The organism is Novosphingobium sp. FG90, from assembly GCF_057808725.1.
Map to the genome: position 1 here is coordinate 1 of NZ_JBMDIO010000058.1, position 16,601 is coordinate 16,601.

15 protein-coding genes are annotated in these 16,601 nt (G+C 64.2%); 6 read left to right on the forward strand and 9 right to left on the reverse strand.

Annotated features, from left to right (window positions below; all coding sequences use genetic code 11):
• The first annotated feature begins 306 nt into the window (after window positions 1-306).
• Window positions 307-1,137, forward strand: a complete 831-nt coding sequence (locus ACODRZ_RS25520) for an aldo/keto reductase (RefSeq protein ID WP_081799222.1) — start codon at window positions 307-309, stop codon at window positions 1,135-1,137.
• A 21-nt stretch (window positions 1,138-1,158) separates the two neighbouring features.
• Here ACODRZ_RS25520 and ACODRZ_RS25525 read toward each other — a convergent pair whose 3' ends face one another.
• The 6 genes from ACODRZ_RS25525 to ACODRZ_RS25550 all read right to left on the reverse strand — a co-directional run bounded on the left by ACODRZ_RS25525 (window position 1,159) and on the right by ACODRZ_RS25550 (window position 9,426).
• Entirely contained in the window at window positions 1,159-1,959 is an 801-nt protein-coding gene (locus ACODRZ_RS25525; RefSeq protein ID WP_488973051.1) for a S1/P1 nuclease, read from the reverse strand.
• 66 nt (window positions 1,960-2,025) lie between these two features.
• Window positions 2,026-2,904, reverse strand: a complete 879-nt coding sequence (locus ACODRZ_RS25530) for a 3'-5' exonuclease (RefSeq protein WP_036530054.1) — start codon at window positions 2,902-2,904, stop codon at window positions 2,026-2,028.
• A 102-nt stretch (window positions 2,905-3,006) separates the two neighbouring features.
• Window positions 3,007-6,267, reverse strand: a complete 3,261-nt coding sequence (locus tag ACODRZ_RS25535; protein WP_036530052.1) for an error-prone DNA polymerase — start codon at window positions 6,265-6,267, stop codon at window positions 3,007-3,009.
• Window positions 6,267-8,084: a DUF6504 family protein gene (locus ACODRZ_RS25540; protein ID WP_488973050.1), complete on the reverse strand. Its 1,818-nt coding sequence runs from the start codon at window positions 8,082-8,084 to the stop codon at window positions 6,267-6,269. Before ACODRZ_RS25540 ends, ACODRZ_RS25535 begins: the two co-directional genes overlap by 1 nt.
• Window positions 8,002-8,778, reverse strand: coding sequence for an ImuA family protein (locus ACODRZ_RS25545; RefSeq protein ID WP_081799221.1), 777 nt, complete (start codon window positions 8,776-8,778; stop codon window positions 8,002-8,004). Before ACODRZ_RS25545 ends, ACODRZ_RS25540 begins: the two co-directional genes overlap by 83 nt.
• Before the next feature lie 396 nt (window positions 8,779-9,174).
• On the reverse strand, window positions 9,175-9,426 hold the full coding sequence (locus ACODRZ_RS25550) for a hypothetical protein (protein WP_488973049.1): 252 nt from the start codon (window positions 9,424-9,426) through the stop codon (window positions 9,175-9,177).
• Window positions 9,427-9,675: 249 nt separating this feature from the next.
• Here ACODRZ_RS25550 and ACODRZ_RS25555 point away from each other — a divergent pair, with 249 nt between their 5' ends.
• From ACODRZ_RS25555 to ACODRZ_RS25570, 4 genes are all read left to right on the forward strand, one after another.
• Window positions 9,676-9,951 (forward strand): HU family DNA-binding protein, encoded by a 276-nt coding sequence (locus ACODRZ_RS25555; RefSeq protein ID WP_036530049.1) that lies wholly within the window; start codon window positions 9,676-9,678, stop codon window positions 9,949-9,951.
• A gap of 83 nt (window positions 9,952-10,034) precedes the next feature.
• A complete protein-coding gene (aac(6'), locus tag ACODRZ_RS25560; protein WP_370425233.1) occupies window positions 10,035-10,505 on the forward strand; it encodes an aminoglycoside 6'-N-acetyltransferase in 471 nt (156 codons plus the stop codon).
• Window positions 10,506-10,837: 332 nt separating this feature from the next.
• The gene (locus ACODRZ_RS25565; protein WP_081799219.1) at window positions 10,838-11,929 is read left to right on the forward strand and encodes a Ros/MucR family transcriptional regulator; all 1,092 of its coding nucleotides are present in this window, start codon (window positions 10,838-10,840) and stop codon (window positions 11,927-11,929) included.
• Window positions 11,930-12,224: 295 nt separating this feature from the next.
• Complete coding sequence (locus ACODRZ_RS25570) at window positions 12,225-12,887, forward strand: DsbA family oxidoreductase (protein ID WP_488973048.1); 663 nt, start codon at window positions 12,225-12,227, stop codon at window positions 12,885-12,887.
• A 33-nt stretch (window positions 12,888-12,920) separates the two neighbouring features.
• Here the strand turns inward: ACODRZ_RS25570 and ACODRZ_RS25575 are convergent, their stop codons facing one another.
• Window positions 12,921-13,841, reverse strand: a complete 921-nt coding sequence (locus ACODRZ_RS25575; protein WP_036530034.1) for a LysR family transcriptional regulator — start codon at window positions 13,839-13,841, stop codon at window positions 12,921-12,923.
• Window positions 13,842-13,939: 98 nt separating this feature from the next.
• On the opposite strand from ACODRZ_RS25575, the gene ACODRZ_RS25580 reads away from it, so the two are divergent.
• A complete protein-coding gene (locus tag ACODRZ_RS25580) occupies window positions 13,940-14,809 on the forward strand; it encodes an aldo/keto reductase family oxidoreductase (protein ID WP_036530032.1) in 870 nt (289 codons plus the stop codon).
• Window positions 14,810-14,861: 52 nt separating this feature from the next.
• Here ACODRZ_RS25580 and ACODRZ_RS25585 read toward each other — a convergent pair whose 3' ends face one another.
• Both ACODRZ_RS25585 and ACODRZ_RS25590 read right to left on the reverse strand, forming a co-directional pair.
• Entirely contained in the window at window positions 14,862-15,506 is a 645-nt protein-coding gene (locus tag ACODRZ_RS25585; RefSeq protein WP_488973047.1) for an alpha/beta hydrolase, read from the reverse strand.
• Between the two features lie 361 nt (window positions 15,507-15,867).
• Window positions 15,868-16,590 carry an enoyl-CoA hydratase-related protein gene (locus tag ACODRZ_RS25590; RefSeq protein WP_488973052.1) on the reverse strand — a complete coding sequence of 241 codons (723 nt, stop codon included), beginning with the start codon at window positions 16,588-16,590 and terminating at the stop codon, window positions 15,868-15,870.
• Window positions 16,591-16,601 lie beyond the last annotated feature (11 nt).

Genomic DNA, 16,601 nt, shown 5'->3' on the forward strand with positions numbered 1-16,601 from the left:
GGAATACACCATCGCCTACACCGGAAATTACACCACGAGCGCGGACGCTAACTTCCAGCGATCGCACTCGTCGGTGTGGTCAGGCGATACAGGTTGCAGATGGGATGAATCCTCTCACAATGGAGAATAGCCGTCGATCGCCTCGTTGCAACTGCCAGCCTTCTGGTGGGTGGGAAGGGCAGATGCCTGCCCGCGTGGGCGTAGCGCAAGCTGGCCTTACTCGGATTGCAGGCCAGCTTGCGGCAGGCGGGTTCATCATCATGGCATGCCCGCGAACCGGCGCCGTCCTTGGGTGTTCATAATGCCATGAAGACAGTTTCACTTGCTGACGGAACAAAGGTCCCTGTCCTTGGTCAGGGCTCGTGGATGATGGGCGAACAGGCTGGTCAGCGGCAGCAGGAGATCGCTGCTTTGCAAGCGGGACTCGATCTTGGTCTGACGCTGATCGACACGGCCGAGATGTATGCGGATGGTGAAGCCGAACGTCTCGTCGGCGAAGCCATCGCGGGCCGCAGGGACGAGGTGTTCCTGGTGAGCAAGGCCTATCCGCAGAATGCATCGCGGGCACGCCTGCGGCAGGCCTGTGAAGCGAGCTGCCAACGGTTGCGCACTGACCATCTGGACCTTTACCTGCTTCATTGGCGTGGGAGCGTGCCGTTGGCGGAGACCGTCGAGGCCATGGAAGCACTTGTCGCATCGGGGCTGATTGCGCGCTGGGGCGTGAGCAACCTCGACACCGACGACATGGTCGAGCTGGAGCAGGTCGGAGGCTCTGCCTGCATGACCGACCAGATTCTCTATAATCTTGCCCGGCGTGGACCGGAGTTCGATTTGATCCCGTGGCTTGGCCGGCGTTCAATCCCGGTCATGGCTTACAGCCCGGTCGAGCAGGGGCGTCTGCTGGGACACGAGGTGCTGGGGCGGATCGCGTCGGAGCACGGCGTTTCCGCGGCACAGGTTGCGCTGGCATGGCTGCTGCGCCGTCCCGGAGTCCTCGCGATCCCCAAGGCAGCGTCGCTCGCGCATGTGCGCGACAACCGCGCCGCCATGGACCTCGTACTCACCGAAGACGCGATTGCCCTACTCGAGCGCCACTTCCCGGCGCCAACCAAGCGCCAGCCTCTCGAGATGATCTGATCGGCCGGGCAGCCACTAGTCTCAACGCTTCGCAGCGCTCGTCGCAAGCTGTGCCGCCTCGAACACCCAGTTCAGGTAAGCCGCTATGCGCACGCCGCCGCGCTTGAGGCGTTCATCGACCTCAGTCCGGTGCTGGTACGCATAGTCCCAGGACAATGCCGGGTCGGCCGGATAGATCGTCTTGCGCAGGGCGATGCTCTCACGGATCCATACGGCGGGATCGCGCTCGTTCCAGGCAATCACGTCCTCGGGCTTGATCGAGCGCGACAGCCAGGCCGTGTATTCGGAGTAGGAAAGCGAGCGCTGCTCGATCAATCCAAAATCCCAGACCGAGTGCAGGTTGGTCGGCTTGCCGAACCAGGTGACCGAAACCGCGTTGCCGCCGCGATCATTGCCGGCTCCATCGTGAAGCGGCTGGTGCAGATCGCCGATGATGTGGACGATGAAGCGCAGCGCAAGGCGCTTGTCTTCAAGCGATGCCCTGGGATCACGCAGTGTGGCGGTGAAGCGTGTAAGCGCGGTCATCGCGTCGCCTTCTGCCGGGGCATCGGATGTCCTGTACTCGTCACCCTTCACGGTGACGTAGTGCCAGGGGCTGGCCTGCTTCTGCCAGAAGGTGTCGGGATTGGATTTCATGTCGTCAGGCCAGGTCGCTGCCTCGGCAAGGTCTTCGGTGCCGAGCAGCAGCCGGACATTCGCGCGGGCGAGGCCGCTCAGGTTCTCGTCGGCGATGGCACCTGTGATGCGGTGCCCGATCGGCCCCCAGGCATGGGCAGGCGTGGCGAGGGCGAGCGAAAAGGTGAGCAGGATCAGTTTGCGCATGAGCGTTTCATAGAGCAGTAGGCGAGCCTTGAAACCCCATTCGCCAATGGCTCGGTCACGCTGCCCTTATCGATATCGTTCGCAAGCGGATTGGGGATGGAATGCCGGCTCGCCGTGACCGGTATAGATATCCGCCAGTAGCCACGATCGCTCGGCGTCCATGTCTTCCTCGGGAATGGTTTTCCACCAGAAGCGCATGGCCGGGTCCCAGCGATAGCCGCTTGCCTTGAGGGCATCCTTGCTCTCGAATGGAGCATCCACTGCGTTCACGCGAAAGCTCAGCCGCTGCGACTGGGCCAGAAGCTTGGCCATGATGGTTTCACCATCAGGCGCGGCATGGCCAAGGAGGTAGATCAGCGCGAGGATGTCGTTCTCGGCGCGGTGCCCCTCGAAGAACCATCCGCACTGCGAAACCAGGTATCCCAGGGCCTTCCCGTCAAAGCCGAGTTCCAGCCAGTCGATCTCCGCCATCGAACAGGCCCAGGCGCGCCCCGCGATTGTCGGAAGCCGCCGATCGACGAAAGGCCGGTCGAAGGCGGCGTTGTGTGCGACGATGAGGTCGGCAGATGCCAGAATGTCGGTAGCTTCCGCCTCGTCGATCGCCTGACCCGCGAGGGCCTCGTCGGACAGGCCGGTGAGACGGGTGATCCTGGGATCAAGTGGCTGCTGCGGATCCTCGCGCCAGAGCCGGGGTGTGCCGACCTGCACAATCCGGCCGAGCTCATCGAAGCGAAAGCGCTGGACGGCAAGTTCGATGATCTTGTCGGTTTCGCGGTCGAGACCTGTCGTTTCGACGTCGAGGGCGAGACCAATACGTGTCTTCCCGTGCGGTGGTCCTGCATATAGCCGGTTCACTGGAAGCAGGCGCCGAAGCACCCGAAAGTCCGGATGGGCTTCGAGAGCGCAGGCAGCTTCGGACAAGGCGTTGGAAGCGAAAGACGTCATCGCCCGCCTGATAGTCGCGGCGCGCTGCCGGGGAAAGCGTGCGCAGGGCAGGGCCGAGAAAATGACGCGCCCGATCTGCCCAGGCGAAACGTGAATGGTCGATCAGTGAAAATCGTGACTGCGGATCGGCACGAGATCATCCGGATCCTTGCCCGGCCCGTAGCCTGGCGAGCCCAGCGTCCTCCCGCGAGGCCAGGATGGATCGCGTGGATCGGGACCGCCGCCGTTACTGGCGCCGTCACCGCGTCCTGGCGTCACGGAGAAGTCGCTGTGGGCAATCGAGCGGAGCATGTCGTCGTGGTTGATGATGCGGTCGCAAATCACGTGGATGATCTCGCCCTCCTTCTGCAGGCGGCCGCGCATTGCGATCATCGAGGCGGACATGATCTGCCGGCGGTAGATCTCGAACTTGTTCGGCCACAGGATGCCGTTGGCGATGCCGGTCTCGTCCTCGATCGTCACGAACAACACGCCCTTGGCCGATCCGGGCCGCTGGCGCACGAGGATTACCCCGGCAACCTCGATGTTGCGGCCATCGCGGATCGCGCCGAGATCGGCGCAGCGCACGATGCGCATGGCATCGAGCTGCGAGCGCAGGAACTGGAGCGGGTGCCCGCGAAGCGACATCTGTAGCGAGCGATAATCCTCGACAACTTCACGGCCCTCGCTCATCGCCCGCAAGATCACGTCCTGTTCTACATTCTCCGGCCTGAAACGCGCTTCGCGCTCGTCGGCCGCCGCAAAGAGCGGGAGCGGCGCGTCCCCGAGACCTTTCACCTTCCAAAGGCCTTGGCGGCGATCCTCGGCGATGCAGGAAAAGGCATCGGCCTCGGCAAGCCGTTCTATCGCCGCGCGCGGCACTCCGGCGCGGCGCCACACTTCCTCGACGCTTTCGAATGGGGCAGGGCCGCGTGCGGCCACGATCGCGGCGCCATGGACATTGGCGAGGCCGCGCACCTGGCGAAAACCCAGTCGGACCGGGAGGTATTTGCCGCGGCCGGGTTCGAGTGAACAGTCCCAGTGGCTGTGGTTGATCGAGACGGGACGCACTTCGACGCCGTGGGCTCTCGCATCGCGCACGATCTGCGCGGGCGCATAGAAGCCCATCGGCTGGGCGTTGAGCAGGGCGGCGCAGAACACGTCGGGATGATGATATTTCATCCAGCAGCTTGCATAGGCGATCTTGGCGAAAGAGGCCGCATGGCTTTCTGGAAAACCGTAGGATCCGAAGCCCTCGATCTGCTTGAAGGTACGCTCGGCGAAGTCCTTGGGGTAGCCGCGCGCGACCATGCCGCCCACCAGCTTGTCGTAGAAGTGGCTGACCCCGCCGGTCAGCTTGAAGGTCGCCATCGCGCGGCGCAGCTGGTCGGCCTCGACCGGCGTGAAGCCGGCACCGACGATCGCGACCTTCATCGCCTGTTCCTGGAACAGCGGCACGCCCAGCGTCTTTTCGAGCACGGCGCGCAACTCGGGCTTGGGATATTCGGGCGTCTCCTTGCCTTCCCGGCGACGCAGGTAGGGATGGACCATGTCGCCCTGGATCGGACCGGGCCGCACGATCGCGACTTCGATGACGAGGTCGTAGAACTTGTCGGGCTTGATGCGCGGCAACATCGACATCTGCGCGCGGCTCTCGATCTGGAAGACGCCGAGCGTATCGGCCTTCTGGATCATCGCATAGACGTCCGGGTCGTCGTCCTGCAGGTCGGCCATGCCGACCCGGATGCCCTTGTGCGTCTCTAGGAGGTTGAAGGCACGGTTCATGCAGCCGAGCATGCCGAGACCCAGCACGTCGACCTTCATGAACTTGAGGGCATCGATGTCGTCCTTGTCCCACTCGATGATCTGGCGATCCTCCATGCGGGCGGGCTCGATAGGCACGAGATCGTCGAGCCGGTCCTGCGTCAGCACGAAGCCGCCCGGATGCTGGGACAAGTGGCGCGGCGTGCCGATCAGCTGGCGCGACAATTCGAGCGTCAGGCGCAGGCGATGATCATCGGCATTGAGGTTGAGGCTCTCGATCTGTTCGTCGCCGATCCCGTCCATCGACCAGCCCCACACGAGCCCGGTGAGCATCTTGGTCAGGTCGCGCGGCAAGCCCAGCGCCTTGCCGACTTCGGCGACGGCGCCGCGGGTGCGGTAGCGGGTGACGACGGCGGTCAGCGCCGAACGATGGCGCCCGTAAGTCTCGTAGATCCACTGGATGATCTCCTCGCGTCGTTCGTGCTCAAAATCGACGTCGATGTCGGGCGGCTCCTTGCGCTCGCCCGAGACGAAGCGCTCGAACAGCAGTTCGTGTTTGATCGGATCGATCGAGGTGATGCCCAGCATGAAGCATACGCAGCTGTTGGCCGCCGAGCCGCGCCCCTGGCACAGGATGCCGCGACGCCGGCTCTCGGCGACGATCGCATGGACGGTCAGGAAATAGGGCGCATAGCCGAGCTGCTCGATCAGCCGCAGTTCGTGATCGATCTGCTTGCGATAGGCTTTGCCGAGCCCTTGCGGAAACATGCGAACAGCCGCTTCTTCGGTCAGCGCAGCAAGCGCCTGCTGCGCGGTGCGCCCGGCCATGACCTGCTCGTACGGGTACTGGTACTCGATCTCGCCGAGATCGAAGCGGCATTGGCCGGCAATGTCGGCGCTGGCCTGGATCGCATCGGGAAAGGCCGCGAAACGGCGCTCCATCTCCTGCGGCGACTTGAGATTGCGGTCCAGGAAGCGCTCTCGCCTGAAGCCCAGCGCGTCGATCGTTGTCCTCTCGCGGATCGCGGTCATCACGTCCTGCAAAAGGCGCAGTCCGGGTTCGTGGTAGAGCACGTCGCCGGTCGCGACGCTGCGGATGCCGGCGTTGCGGGCCAGGCCATCGAGCTTATGCAGCCGCCCCTGGTCGCCCGGCCGGCGGCGCAGCGACAGCGCGCAGTAGCCGCGCTCGCCGAACATGGTGCGCAGGTCCTGGAGGTGCGCCGAGGTTCGCGCGTCCGGCATATCCGGCAGCAGGATCGCAACCAGCCCTTCGCAACGCTCGGCAACGTCGCTCCAGGCGAGGATGCACTTGCCCTTGCCGCCGCGGCCCTTGCCCAGGGACAGTAGACGCGTGAGGCGCGACCAGGCGGCGCGATCGGTAGGGTAGAGCAGCAGTGCGCGGCCGTCGGCCAGGTCCACGCGCGAGCCCGCGATCATGCGCACGCCGGTCTCCTTTTGCGCCGCCCATCCGCGCACTACCCCGGCGAGTGTGTTATGGTCGGCAAGGCCCAGCGCGGTGTGGCCTAGCGCCGCCGCAGCGGCGAACAGCTCCTCGGGGGCGGAAGCTCCGCGCAAGAACGAGAAGTGGCTGGTCACCTGCAGTTCGACGTAGGTTGCCATCAGCCGAACACGCCGTGGAGATACCAGCTGAGATCGCCGGTCGGCGCATCGATGCCGTCGCCGCGCCGGAACAGCCAGAAGCGTTCGCCGCCCCCGGTCTCGACCATGAAATAGTCGCGCACCGCCCACATCTCGCGCGCAGACCGCCACCATTCGCCATGGATGCGCTCGGGGCCTTCGCCAGCCGACACCCGGTATGGCGTGCCGCGCCACGAGAAGCGACGCGGAGGATGATCGGGTAGCAGGGCAACCACGTTGGTGAGCATTTCAGGCTGATGCAGTAGGCGAACCGGCCGGCGCCAGGCAGGCCAGCCGGCTGTCGTCGCAAGCGGCGGCATTCGGCGAACCGCGCGCTCAGGCACGTCGCTCTCGATCGCGCTGACCCGGAACAGGGCCTCTTCGCCAGCCCGGCCCGCCAGTTGGTCGACGAGCGGCGCGACATCAGGCGTGTGCTGGGTGTTCAGGAGGCCACTCCCGAGCGCGACCGGCTGCACGTCCTCGACGCGCGGCGCAGCAAGCTTCATCACCTCGATGCCAAGCCCGGGGTCGATCCGATCGAGGCGCATGGCGAACATGCGTGCGAGATGCTTAGCATCTCGGGTGGCACGCGCGGTGCCCACCGCGACGCGCTGGTCGATCCCGTCCACCCGCTGGCAAGTCAGCACTGCGGTGCGCAAGCCCAGCCGGCGGCCTTGCAGATCGTGCACGAGGTCGGCGAGAAGATCGCCGATTACATGGTTGATGGCCTCGGCGGTGACGACTGGCTCGAGCAGCCGGCGCTCGGCTCGAGGCTCCTCGAACGCAGCCACCGGAACGATCGGCTCGGCAACAAGGCCTCGCGCCTGGTCGAGCCGCTCGACGGCCTTCAGCCCAAGCCTCTTGGCGAGGGGGCCGCGCGGCATCGCATAGAGGTCGCCGATGCGTTCCAGGCCGAAACGGCCTGCCGTTGCCAGAGTGTCGGTGGCCAGGCGCAGGGCGGCCAAGGGCAGGTCGGCGATTGCCTGCGCCTCGCTGCGTGGAGGCAGGATAATCACGGTGTGGGCTCCGAAACGAGCAAGCGCATGCGCGGCGCCCGGCGTTGCGGCGATGGCGATGCGCGCGGTAAAGCCCAGGCGATCCAAAAAACGCAGAACCCCGCGGCAGAAGCGATCCTCGCCGCCGAACAGATGCGTGGTCCCGGTGAGATCGAGCCAGAGGCCATCGGCATCGCAGGCACTTGCGGTCGGTGTCCAGTGCCGGACGGCGTGAAGCGCCAGCCGGTTGAGCCAGGCCGCGTCTGCAGTTCGGTCCGCGCCGCGCACGTCGAGGTCGCTTATGAGTGCGCGTGCGTGGGCGGCGGCCATGCCGGGACGCAATCCAAGGTCGAGCGCGACCGGGCAGGCGGCGGTCACGATGTCGCGTTGCCCGCTGCGCGTGATGAGGACCAGGGGCCTGGTCCGGAGATCTGACTCGCAATGCGCCGCGTGCACCGGCCACGGCCTGCCGGCCGGTCCACCGTCGTCACAAGCCATGCCCCTGAAGGGATGATCGGTGGTTTCGCTGCGCCGCCCCATCTCGCGCATCGTCGGTCGCTGATGAGCCGGCAGTGCGTCGATATCGGCCTGCGCCGGGGCGGGGCCAAGCGGACCTTGCGCCCAGCGGGCGCCGGGTCGCCATCCGCCGCCGCGCGGCACCGAGCAGGCACCGGGGTCGTCGTCGATGGCTTGCAAAAAGCGCGGGACCAGCGCGGCCGCGTCACGCGGCGCGGATGGACGCTCCAACCGGCGCAGTCGCTCGATCGGCAACTGCGGCAGGTAGAGCGAGGCAACCCTGGTCATCGCAGGCCTCGACAAGAAGGGAAAAGGGATTGCCGCCGCGCTGGCGGACAAGTTCGATCGTCCATTGCCCCCGGCCGATGCCCGCATGGGGTAGCGTGGTGGAAGGCGCCGCTGCGATGCTCCAGCGCGTCATTGCAGAGGAGGGCTGAGCCAGCGGGCTGCGCTCGCGCGAACGATGCCGCCGGTAGAGAAGCATCGGGGTTTGCCCGTCGGATGCAGCCAGCTGCAGGCGCCGGGTAGCGGTCTGGTCGGCGGCTTTGACCTCGGCGATGACGCAGGCCAGCGATCCGTCGCGCAAAGCATCTTCGGCCAGTGCAAGGACTTCGGAGTCCTTCCTGCCCTGGGCATAGAGCACCTTGCCGGGGCCGAGCCCGACCTGTTCGAGGCCCGGAGCATACAGGTCGAAGCGGCTAAGCGCCCACAGCACGGTCATGCCCTGGACGGCAGCAAAGCGCGCGGCGAGCCCTGCGGCAAACAAGGTGGCGGCAGCATCGTCGCTCCAGCTGGCGCTGGCGCCGGCGATCTCGTGAAGCGCAGCGCCATCGAGGCCGCCGCTGGCGAGGCGCGTGTCGATTTGCAGCAGGCCGAACGGCAGCACCGGCCCGCGCGCTGCCTGCACCTGCGCGATCTGGGCGCGTAGTGCGGCAAGGTGCTCGGCAGGCAGCCGGGAGGGAAGGGCGGTTTGCAGGATCATTGGTCAACAGCGACTCATGTGTTCGCTATATGTTCCATTCCGACCGCCACTGCGTCAAGGTGTCGGGCCATGCAAACGAGGGAGAAGGCCGCTAAGCAACGGGTTGATAAAGAGAAAGAAATTTCAGGTAAACCGTTGTGCTCAGTAGTGTCCTCAAGGAAGGGAACGCGCTCGGGGGCTGTTGATGGGCAGTTTCCTCGCGGTTCGCGCGCAGTTGTGTGACGCGGCATTGTTCGGCGAGAGCGTGCTCACTGGCTGAGCGCCGGGCCCCGTGCCCGTCACTCACAAGCTGCTCAGCCACAACCACGTGGATCAGAGCACGGTCGATCCTAACGTCCCGCGCCTTAGCCTGCCCCAACACGCTAGCAGGGGACGGATTGCAGCTGCAGGATAGGATCAAGCCTGTGTCCGCGTGGGCTCTGCAAATCCGCTGGGCCGCGCGACTTTCTGCTGTTCAGCTGCCCGCCGGTCGGTGTAGCGCTTGTAAGCGTACCCGCTTGCGACTGCGGTGATGAGGCCAAGGGTGCCGAGGCGGCGTATCACCATCGGCGCTGCAAAGCCGAGCAAAGTTCCTCCAGTGCCGCTCACCCCCTGGACGTGCTTTGCGGCCTTGTTTCCTGCGATTGCGCCGATGACCTTGCCAAACATGGGAATCCTCCTTGTGTGCGTTATGCAAGAGACCGGGCCGAGAATGGTTCCGCGCGCGATGTTATCCGGGTAATTCGGGCACCGGATGCGTTTCACATATCCACAGGCTGTGGACAAAGCGGCCTCAAGGCGCGTTCAGCGTGAGTATGCGACTTTGAACGCGGTTTCGGCTGTTCCATGGTGGAAGGCCGCGAAGCTCGAAAGCAACGTAGGTTTGCGAACCATAGACATCGACAGGACGAACTTCTCATGAACAACAGCGATCTCGCCGACGCCATCGCCAACGATCACGGCATTACCAAAATCGACGCCCGCAAGATTGTCGACGCCGTCTTCGAGGCCATCGGCAGCGCGGCAGCCAAGGGTGAGGAAGTCTCGCTCAACGGCTTTGGCAAGTTCAAGGTGAAGGACAGCCCCGAACGTGAAGGCCGCAACCCCGCTACCGGCGAGGCAATGACCATCAAGGCTTCGAAGAAGCTGACCTTCACGGTCGCCAAGGCGGTCAAGGACAAGCTCAACGGCTGATGCAATACGGCGGCGGCGGCGCGCCTATTGCCGGCGTCGCCACCATGCATAATTTCCCTGACCAGTTCCCGAGGCCGAGCGGCATGATCGTACGGATAACAGTGGGCAGCAACGCTGACCTTCTTGAATGGTCGGCTCTGCGCACGTCGCTCTGGCCAGATGGCTCGGAAGCAGAGCACCAGGAAGACGTGGTTCAACTGATGGCGGAGCCACAGCCTTTCATTGGCTTTCTGGCGCGCGATCAGCGCGGCGCGCTTGTCGGATTTGCGGAAGCCGCGCTGCGCGTCGATTACGTCAACGGCTGCGAAACTTCACCGGTCGCGTTCCTTGAGGGGCTGTATGTCGTGGAAGAATGCCGGCGGCAAGGCATTGGTCGCGGCTTGGTGGACGCCGTGGAAGCTTGGGCTCGCAGCATGGGCTGCGCTGAACTCGCCTCGGATGCCATGTTGGACAACACCGTGTCGCATGCGATGCACGCAGCGCTGAAATTCGAGGAAACCGAGCGAGTGGTGTATTTTCGCAAGGTCCTGACGCCGATGCCGCTGTTAAGCTGAACTGCTCCAGATGAAGCTTCGGATGTCGATTGACACCTTTTTCCGCAGCTTGTTCACCGTGTTATCAACAGGCCGCACATCTATGGGGCATGCCGGGCAGACCGGGCATTGATGCTGATCGGCCGCCGCCAATCCGACGATAGGAGTATCTGCTGGCCAATCGTCTCATAGGAACACGCGCCGTTGGCGCATTGTTGTAGTCGGGCGTGCCTCAGATCGAGGTGTTCGCTATATTTACCCTTGAAAAGCCCAGAAATCGCGTCGATCCATGACAAATTGCCATAAAGGCAATAGCTCAACGTCGTCGTTATAAATCCGAGAGGGGCAAATCGATGCCTGACACCGAACCGACTTCCGATATTGCTGCACTCACCGTTCAACTTCTGAGCGCGTATCTCGCCAACAATACGGTCAGTGCGGATGATCTTGCCGGCCTCATTCGCTCGACACGGGCCGCTCTGGTTGAAGACAGCGCCCCTGAACAAGCAGAACCCGAAGCACCTATCTTCACGCCCGCGGTTTCAGTGCGCAAGAGCCTGGCGTCGGCGGATCACATTCTCAGCCTCATCGACGGCAAACCTTACAAAACGCTCAAACGTCACCTGGCGAGCAACGGACTCACCCCGGAACAATATCGCGAACGCTACAATCTGTCTGCGACCTACCCGATGGTCGCGCCGTCTTTCGCGGCGCGGCGCCGCGAGATCGCCGAAAAGATCGGATTGGGGAAACGCGAGGCGGCTGTCGGCAGTTCGGCTATGCCAAGTCCAACTTCCGCCGACGTAAGCGCAGAACTGAGCCCATCAAGTGAACCCGCATCCGCACCGGTAAAGCCCAAGCCCGCTGCAAAGACAAAGTCCGCGGGAACGCCGAAGCCAAAACAGCGCAAAGCTGATGCGCACCATGCACCCGCTTCTTCGGTCGCCGCCCCTTCTGCCAAGACCGTGAAGGAGGCAGGGAAGGCTGCGGCGGAGCCTGCTCCGGTAATGCCAAAGCGGCGTAACGAAAAAAAGGCTGGCAAAGCGCTCGCGAATTCCCCGTCTTCTGGGGCTAAAACGGGAGCCGTCCCAGCGGTCGAGATACCTTCGAACACTGCTGAGCCGGAGACCGCCGCGCCAAAGGTCGAAACCGCTGCTGTTGCCTCTGCCGAAACGAGGAAGCCAGAAAAGGCTGCGACCGGCGCCACGCGGAGGAAGCAGCCGGTAAAGCGTATGGCACGGACGCCTGAGCCGGCGAGAGAGTCTGCTGCCTCAATTCCAGTGGTGGAAGAAACTGCCGAAGTGGTCGAAAAGCCGAAGCGCCGGCGCAAGCTCGGCCTATTCGGGAACGAGGCCGCTGAGGGAACCACTGCGGTTGAAACGACCGTACCCGCTGTCGCGGAGGCTAAACCGCGTCGTAAGCGTCAGGCCACTAAGGCCAAGTAAAGCTGTCGGACCCGCCACTCTGCCGCGACAGGCGGCAGAGTGGGATGGGCAGGTTGGCGTTCCCTACCAGAAAGCTTCACACTGCCGACGATCCAATGGTAGTTCCTGGTCGCCAACCGATAACGCCGAACCGAAGCCGTTATCCATTCTCGCCACTACGTGCTCCTTTAGATATGACGAAGCGGCGCGCCTTGCAGGGGCATTGGTGCGCCATGCAACACCGTAACCTCGTCATGTGCCGACAACGTTCCTATCTGTCTGGAGCATGTGAAGCTGATCGGAGGAACGCCTGAGAATGCCCCAGGAGTTGAAGATCGATTTCGTGTCCGATGTGGCCTGTCCCTGGTGCGTCATCGGACTGAAGGGCCTGGAAGCCGCCCTTGAGCGGCTCGAGGGAGAAGTCACTGCCGAGATCCATTTCCAGCCGTTCGAACTGAATCCGAACATGGGGAACGAGGGGCAAAACCTGCGTGAGCACATTGCCCAGAAGTACGGATCCACGCCCGAACAGTCGGCCGCGAGCAGGGCGGTGCTTCAGGAGCGCGCCGCAAGCGTCGGCTTCACGATTGCGATGAACGACGAGAGCCGCATCTACAATACGTTCGACGCGCATAGGCTGCTGCATTGGGCGGGAGAACAGGGCCGCCAATCCGAACTCAAGCACGCGCTGTTCGAGGCGTACTTCACGCACGGTGCCAATGTCTCGCGCCATGAAGTGCTGCTGGACGTAGTCGCGCGCGCAGGCCTCGATACGTCGCGCGCGGCGGAAATCCTCTGCGGAGACGAATTCGCTTCGGCAGTCCGTGATGACGAGGAACTCTGGCGCTCGCGGGGGATCTCGAGCGTCCCGGCGATCATCATCGACGAGAAGTACCTTGTGTCGGGCGGCCAGCCGGTCGAGGTGTTCGAGGAGGTGCTGAAAAAGATTGCCGCCGAACGGGTTGCAGTCACTCAGTAGCCCCGGACGGCACCTTGATGCAGGCCGATGTCGTTACCTCTGCAGCTTTGGCATGGCTGGCTCCGTCCGGGTGAAGTCGATGAAGGCCCTGAGCGGAGGGGGAAGCTGGCGGCGGCCGGAATAATACAGCATCGGCCCCGAGAACGGCTCGTCCCATTCGTCGAGTATCCGTTCCAAGGCCCCTGACTGCATGGCCGGGGCAAGCCAGTCCTCGAAGAGCCGCACGACACCAAGGCCAGCCATCGCTGCCTCGATCAGCAGGTCACAGGCCGATCCGGGCTGGATCAGCAGAGGGCCGGGCGGGTCGAGACGGATCACTTCGTCGCCGCGCTCGAACTCCCAGGTGGCCCGTGCACCGCTGGAGAAGCGCAGGCGCAGGCAGGCGTGGTCGAGGAGGTCGCGGGGATGCGCAGGGCGGCCATGGAGATCGAGATAGGCCGGCGCCGCCACCGTGATTATTCGCTGCGAACGCGGTCCGATCGGTACGGCGATCATGTCCTGCTCCAGCCGTTCCTCGTAGCGGATGCCGGCGTCGGCGCCGGAGGCGAGGATATCGACGAAGCTGTCTTCCACGGTCACTTCCACCCGGATTTGGGGGTGCGCCTTCAGGAATGGCGGCAGGATGCCGGGTAGGACGGTTCTGGCGACGTTCGCCGGGACATTGAGCCGTAAGGTGCCGGCCGGCTGGTGGGTTTCGGCATGGACGGTGTCGAGTGCTGCACTGATCTCGGCGAGGGCGGGGGAGAGGCGTTCGAACAGCCGTGCGCCTGCTTCGGTGGTAGAGATGCTGCGCGTCGTGCGGTGCAGCAGGCGGGCGCCCAGCCGCGTCTCCAACCGCCGAAGCGCTTCGCTGAGGCCGGACGCGGAAACGCCCGATACGCGCGCCGCTTCGCGGAAGCCGCCCGCGCGGGCGACGGCCACGAAAGCCGATAGATCGTCGAGTTCAGTCGCCATTGTGCAGGTTCTCGTACAGCCTGTGCCGAACTGCACGGCTTATCGATCGATGGCAACCAGTCCATATGCCTGATCACACCTTTACAGGAGACCTGCGCATGACCGATCTTGCCACTGCGAAGACCTTCGAACTCGGCGACCGTACCGTCAACCGGATGGGCTACGGCGCCATGCAGCTTGCAGGACCCGGCGTGTTCGGCCCGCCGCGCGATCGCGCTGCCGCGATTGCGGTCCTGCGCACCGCCGTCGAGGCCGGGGTCAACCATATCGACACGAGCGACTTCTACGGACCGCATGTCACCAACCAGATCATCCGCGAGGCCCTGCGTCCCTATACCGATGATCTGGTCATCGTGACCAAGGTGGGCGCGGTTCGCGGCGATGATGCCTCGTGGCTCCCGGCGCAGAGCCCCGCCGAATTGACGCAGGCGGTGCATGACAACCTGCGCAATCTGGGGTTGGAGCAGCTCGATGTCGTCAACCTGAGGCTGATGGGCGACGTCCACGCGCCGAGCGAAGGATCTCTCGAAGCACAATTCTCCACGCTTGCGCAATTGCGCGAGCAGGGACTGATCCGGCATCTTGGCCTCAGCAACGTCACCCCTGCGCAAGTAGCCGAGGCGCAGAGGATCGCTCCAGTGGTCTGCGTCCAGAACCAGTACAATCTCGTTCACCGTGCCGATGACGCCCTGGTGGAAGACTTGGCCATCCAAGGGATCGCTTACGTCCCGTTCTTCCCGCTGGGCGGGTTCAGCCCGATCCAGTCAGATGCGCTGTCCCGGATTGCGGCGCGGCTTGAAGCCAGCCCGTTGCAGGTTGCGCTGGCGTGGTTGCTGGCACGTTCGCCCAACCTGCTCCTGATCCCGGGCACCTCGAGCGTCGCGCATCTGACGGAAAACCTGGCGGCCGAAAGGCTGCGCCTGTCGCAGGATGTTCTCGCTGAGATGGATGTCATAGCGGGCACATGAAATCGTCCGCCGTTCGAGGGCAGAGGTGCGCTGTGAGGTCGGATTGTGCGGTCTAGCCGATGACCGTCCGGGCGAATGCCGCCGCTGCCTCGAGGCCATCCTGCCCGACGCTGTGGCCCAGCCCCGGCGAGACGTGCATCTCCACACCCACGCCGGCTGCCGTGAGTGCGGTGTTGGCAAGATCCATCGAACGGAACGGCACCACCTCGTCTTCGGTGCCATGGATAAGCAGGACTGGCGGGCGGCTACGGATATCTGCCTGCAGATGATCCGGCGCGACCAGCATGCCCGAGATGCCGACGATTCCGGCGACAGTTTCGGTCCGGCGCAATCCGACGTGGAGCGCCATCATCGTGCCCTGGCTGAACCCGACAAGCAGCAGGCGGTTGCTGGGCAGCCCGGCAGCTTCGAGCTCCGCAATGAGGAAGGCATCGAGCATCGGCGCCGCAGCGTCCGCACCGGCGGCACGTTCTGCCGTCGAGAAGGTCTCGATCGGCCACCACTGGTAAGCGGCCGCCATGTGGGGGATTTGCGAAGGGGCATTCGGCGCCACGAAGGCGGCATTCGGCAAGGCGGGCTGAATCATGCTTGCAAGCGAAATGAGGTCCTCGCCGTTGGAGCCATAGCCATGGAGGAGGACTACCAGAGCATCGGGGGCATTGCCGGAGAACGGGGCGAGGCGGGGGCCGTCGAGCATCAGGATCTTCCTTCTGGATTGTGTGGGGCGCGTGGTCGAGCGCCCACAGGCTTCGGTTGAAACGCACCGCGTGGCGTCCCCGTTCTGGCTGCAGCAAACAGACGTGCGAGATCGATGAATGCCTTGAACGCGGCAGAACGCCCTGCGCCGGGATGGCAGCGGCACAGCGGCACAGCGGCACAGCGGCACAGCGGCGCGAGCGGCAGGGGCAGTCGTCCAGCTTTCTCACCAGCCGACCGTATGTGCGCTCGTCCCGGATCCGCCTCCGTGAAGCAGTTGATATCCAAGGCTTCATGCCCAGCTGATAGAGCGGAGTGTCGCATGCGGGAAGGGCGGTGGGTACTAGGGGCAGGGGTAAGGTTCAGCTTCGCGAAACGAAGACAGGTTGGCGCTTCTCGAAGAATGCAGCGAAGGCTTCCTGGGCCTCGGGCGATTGCATCGCACCGCGGAAAAGACCTGCTTCTTCCTCGATCCGTGCAGCTACAGCGGCCTGATCGCCTTTCATAAGACGCCGCGTTGCAAGAAGGGCCTCCGGCGGCCTGGTGGTCAAAAGCCGAGCCTTGCTCCTCGCATGGTCGAGAAGCTCATCGCCCGGAACGATACCGGTGATCAGGCCCGCCATGTCGGCGCCTTGCGCATCCATCGGCTCACCCAGCAGCAGCATCGATGCCGCCTTGGCATGTCCAAGCGTAGTGGGCGCCAGCAGGCTTGATCCCGCTTCCGGGACGATCCCGAGGTTGACGAACGGCATGACGAACCGGGCGTCCGGGGCTGCGTAAACGAGATCGCAGTGGAACAGCAGGGTCGTTCCGACGCCTACGGCAAGGCCTTGGACCGAAGCGACGATCGGCTTCTGGAACATGGCTATCGCCCGGATGAAATCGAAGGCGGCGGCGGCGCCTTCCGGGCCGGATACGAAATCGGCCAGGTCGTTCCCAGCACAGAAGGCATCACCCGTACCATGGATGAGCACCGCGCGAACATCGCTTCGGTGAGAGGCGTCGGCGAGGGCGCTCGTCATGATCCGGTACATGGCGCCGGTCAGCGCGTTCTTCTTCCCGGGGCGGTCGATCTCGATTTCCAGAACGTGGCGGT

What these genes read in the sequence shown, in the direction of transcription:
- ACODRZ_RS25520 (WP_081799222.1), top strand. Translation starts at nt 307, where the DNA reads ATGAAGACAGTTTCACTTGCTGACGGAACAAAGGTCCCTGTCCTTGGT.
- ACODRZ_RS25525 (WP_488973051.1), bottom strand. Translation starts at nt 1,959, where the DNA reads ATGCGCAAACTGATCCTGCTCACCTTTTCGCTCGCCCTCGCCACGCCT.
- ACODRZ_RS25530 (WP_036530054.1), bottom strand. Translation starts at nt 2,904, where the DNA reads ATGACGTCTTTCGCTTCCAACGCCTTGTCCGAAGCTGCCTGCGCTCTC.
- ACODRZ_RS25535 (WP_036530052.1), bottom strand. Translation starts at nt 6,267, where the DNA reads ATGGCAACCTACGTCGAACTGCAGGTGACCAGCCACTTCTCGTTCTTG.
- ACODRZ_RS25540 (WP_488973050.1), bottom strand. Translation starts at nt 8,084, where the DNA reads ATGACCAGGGTTGCCTCGCTCTACCTGCCGCAGTTGCCGATCGAGCGA.
- ACODRZ_RS25545 (WP_081799221.1), bottom strand. Translation starts at nt 8,778, where the DNA reads ATGATCCTGCAAACCGCCCTTCCCTCCCGGCTGCCTGCCGAGCACCTT.
- ACODRZ_RS25550 (WP_488973049.1), bottom strand. Translation starts at nt 9,426, where the DNA reads ATGTTTGGCAAGGTCATCGGCGCAATCGCAGGAAACAAGGCCGCAAAG.
- ACODRZ_RS25555 (WP_036530049.1), top strand. Translation starts at nt 9,676, where the DNA reads ATGAACAACAGCGATCTCGCCGACGCCATCGCCAACGATCACGGCATT.
- ACODRZ_RS25565 (WP_081799219.1), top strand. Translation starts at nt 10,838, where the DNA reads ATGCCTGACACCGAACCGACTTCCGATATTGCTGCACTCACCGTTCAA.
- ACODRZ_RS25570 (WP_488973048.1), top strand. Translation starts at nt 12,225, where the DNA reads ATGCCCCAGGAGTTGAAGATCGATTTCGTGTCCGATGTGGCCTGTCCC.
- ACODRZ_RS25575 (WP_036530034.1), bottom strand. Translation starts at nt 13,841, where the DNA reads ATGGCGACTGAACTCGACGATCTATCGGCTTTCGTGGCCGTCGCCCGC.
- ACODRZ_RS25580 (WP_036530032.1), top strand. Translation starts at nt 13,940, where the DNA reads ATGACCGATCTTGCCACTGCGAAGACCTTCGAACTCGGCGACCGTACC.
- ACODRZ_RS25585 (WP_488973047.1), bottom strand. Translation starts at nt 15,506, where the DNA reads ATGCTCGACGGCCCCCGCCTCGCCCCGTTCTCCGGCAATGCCCCCGAT.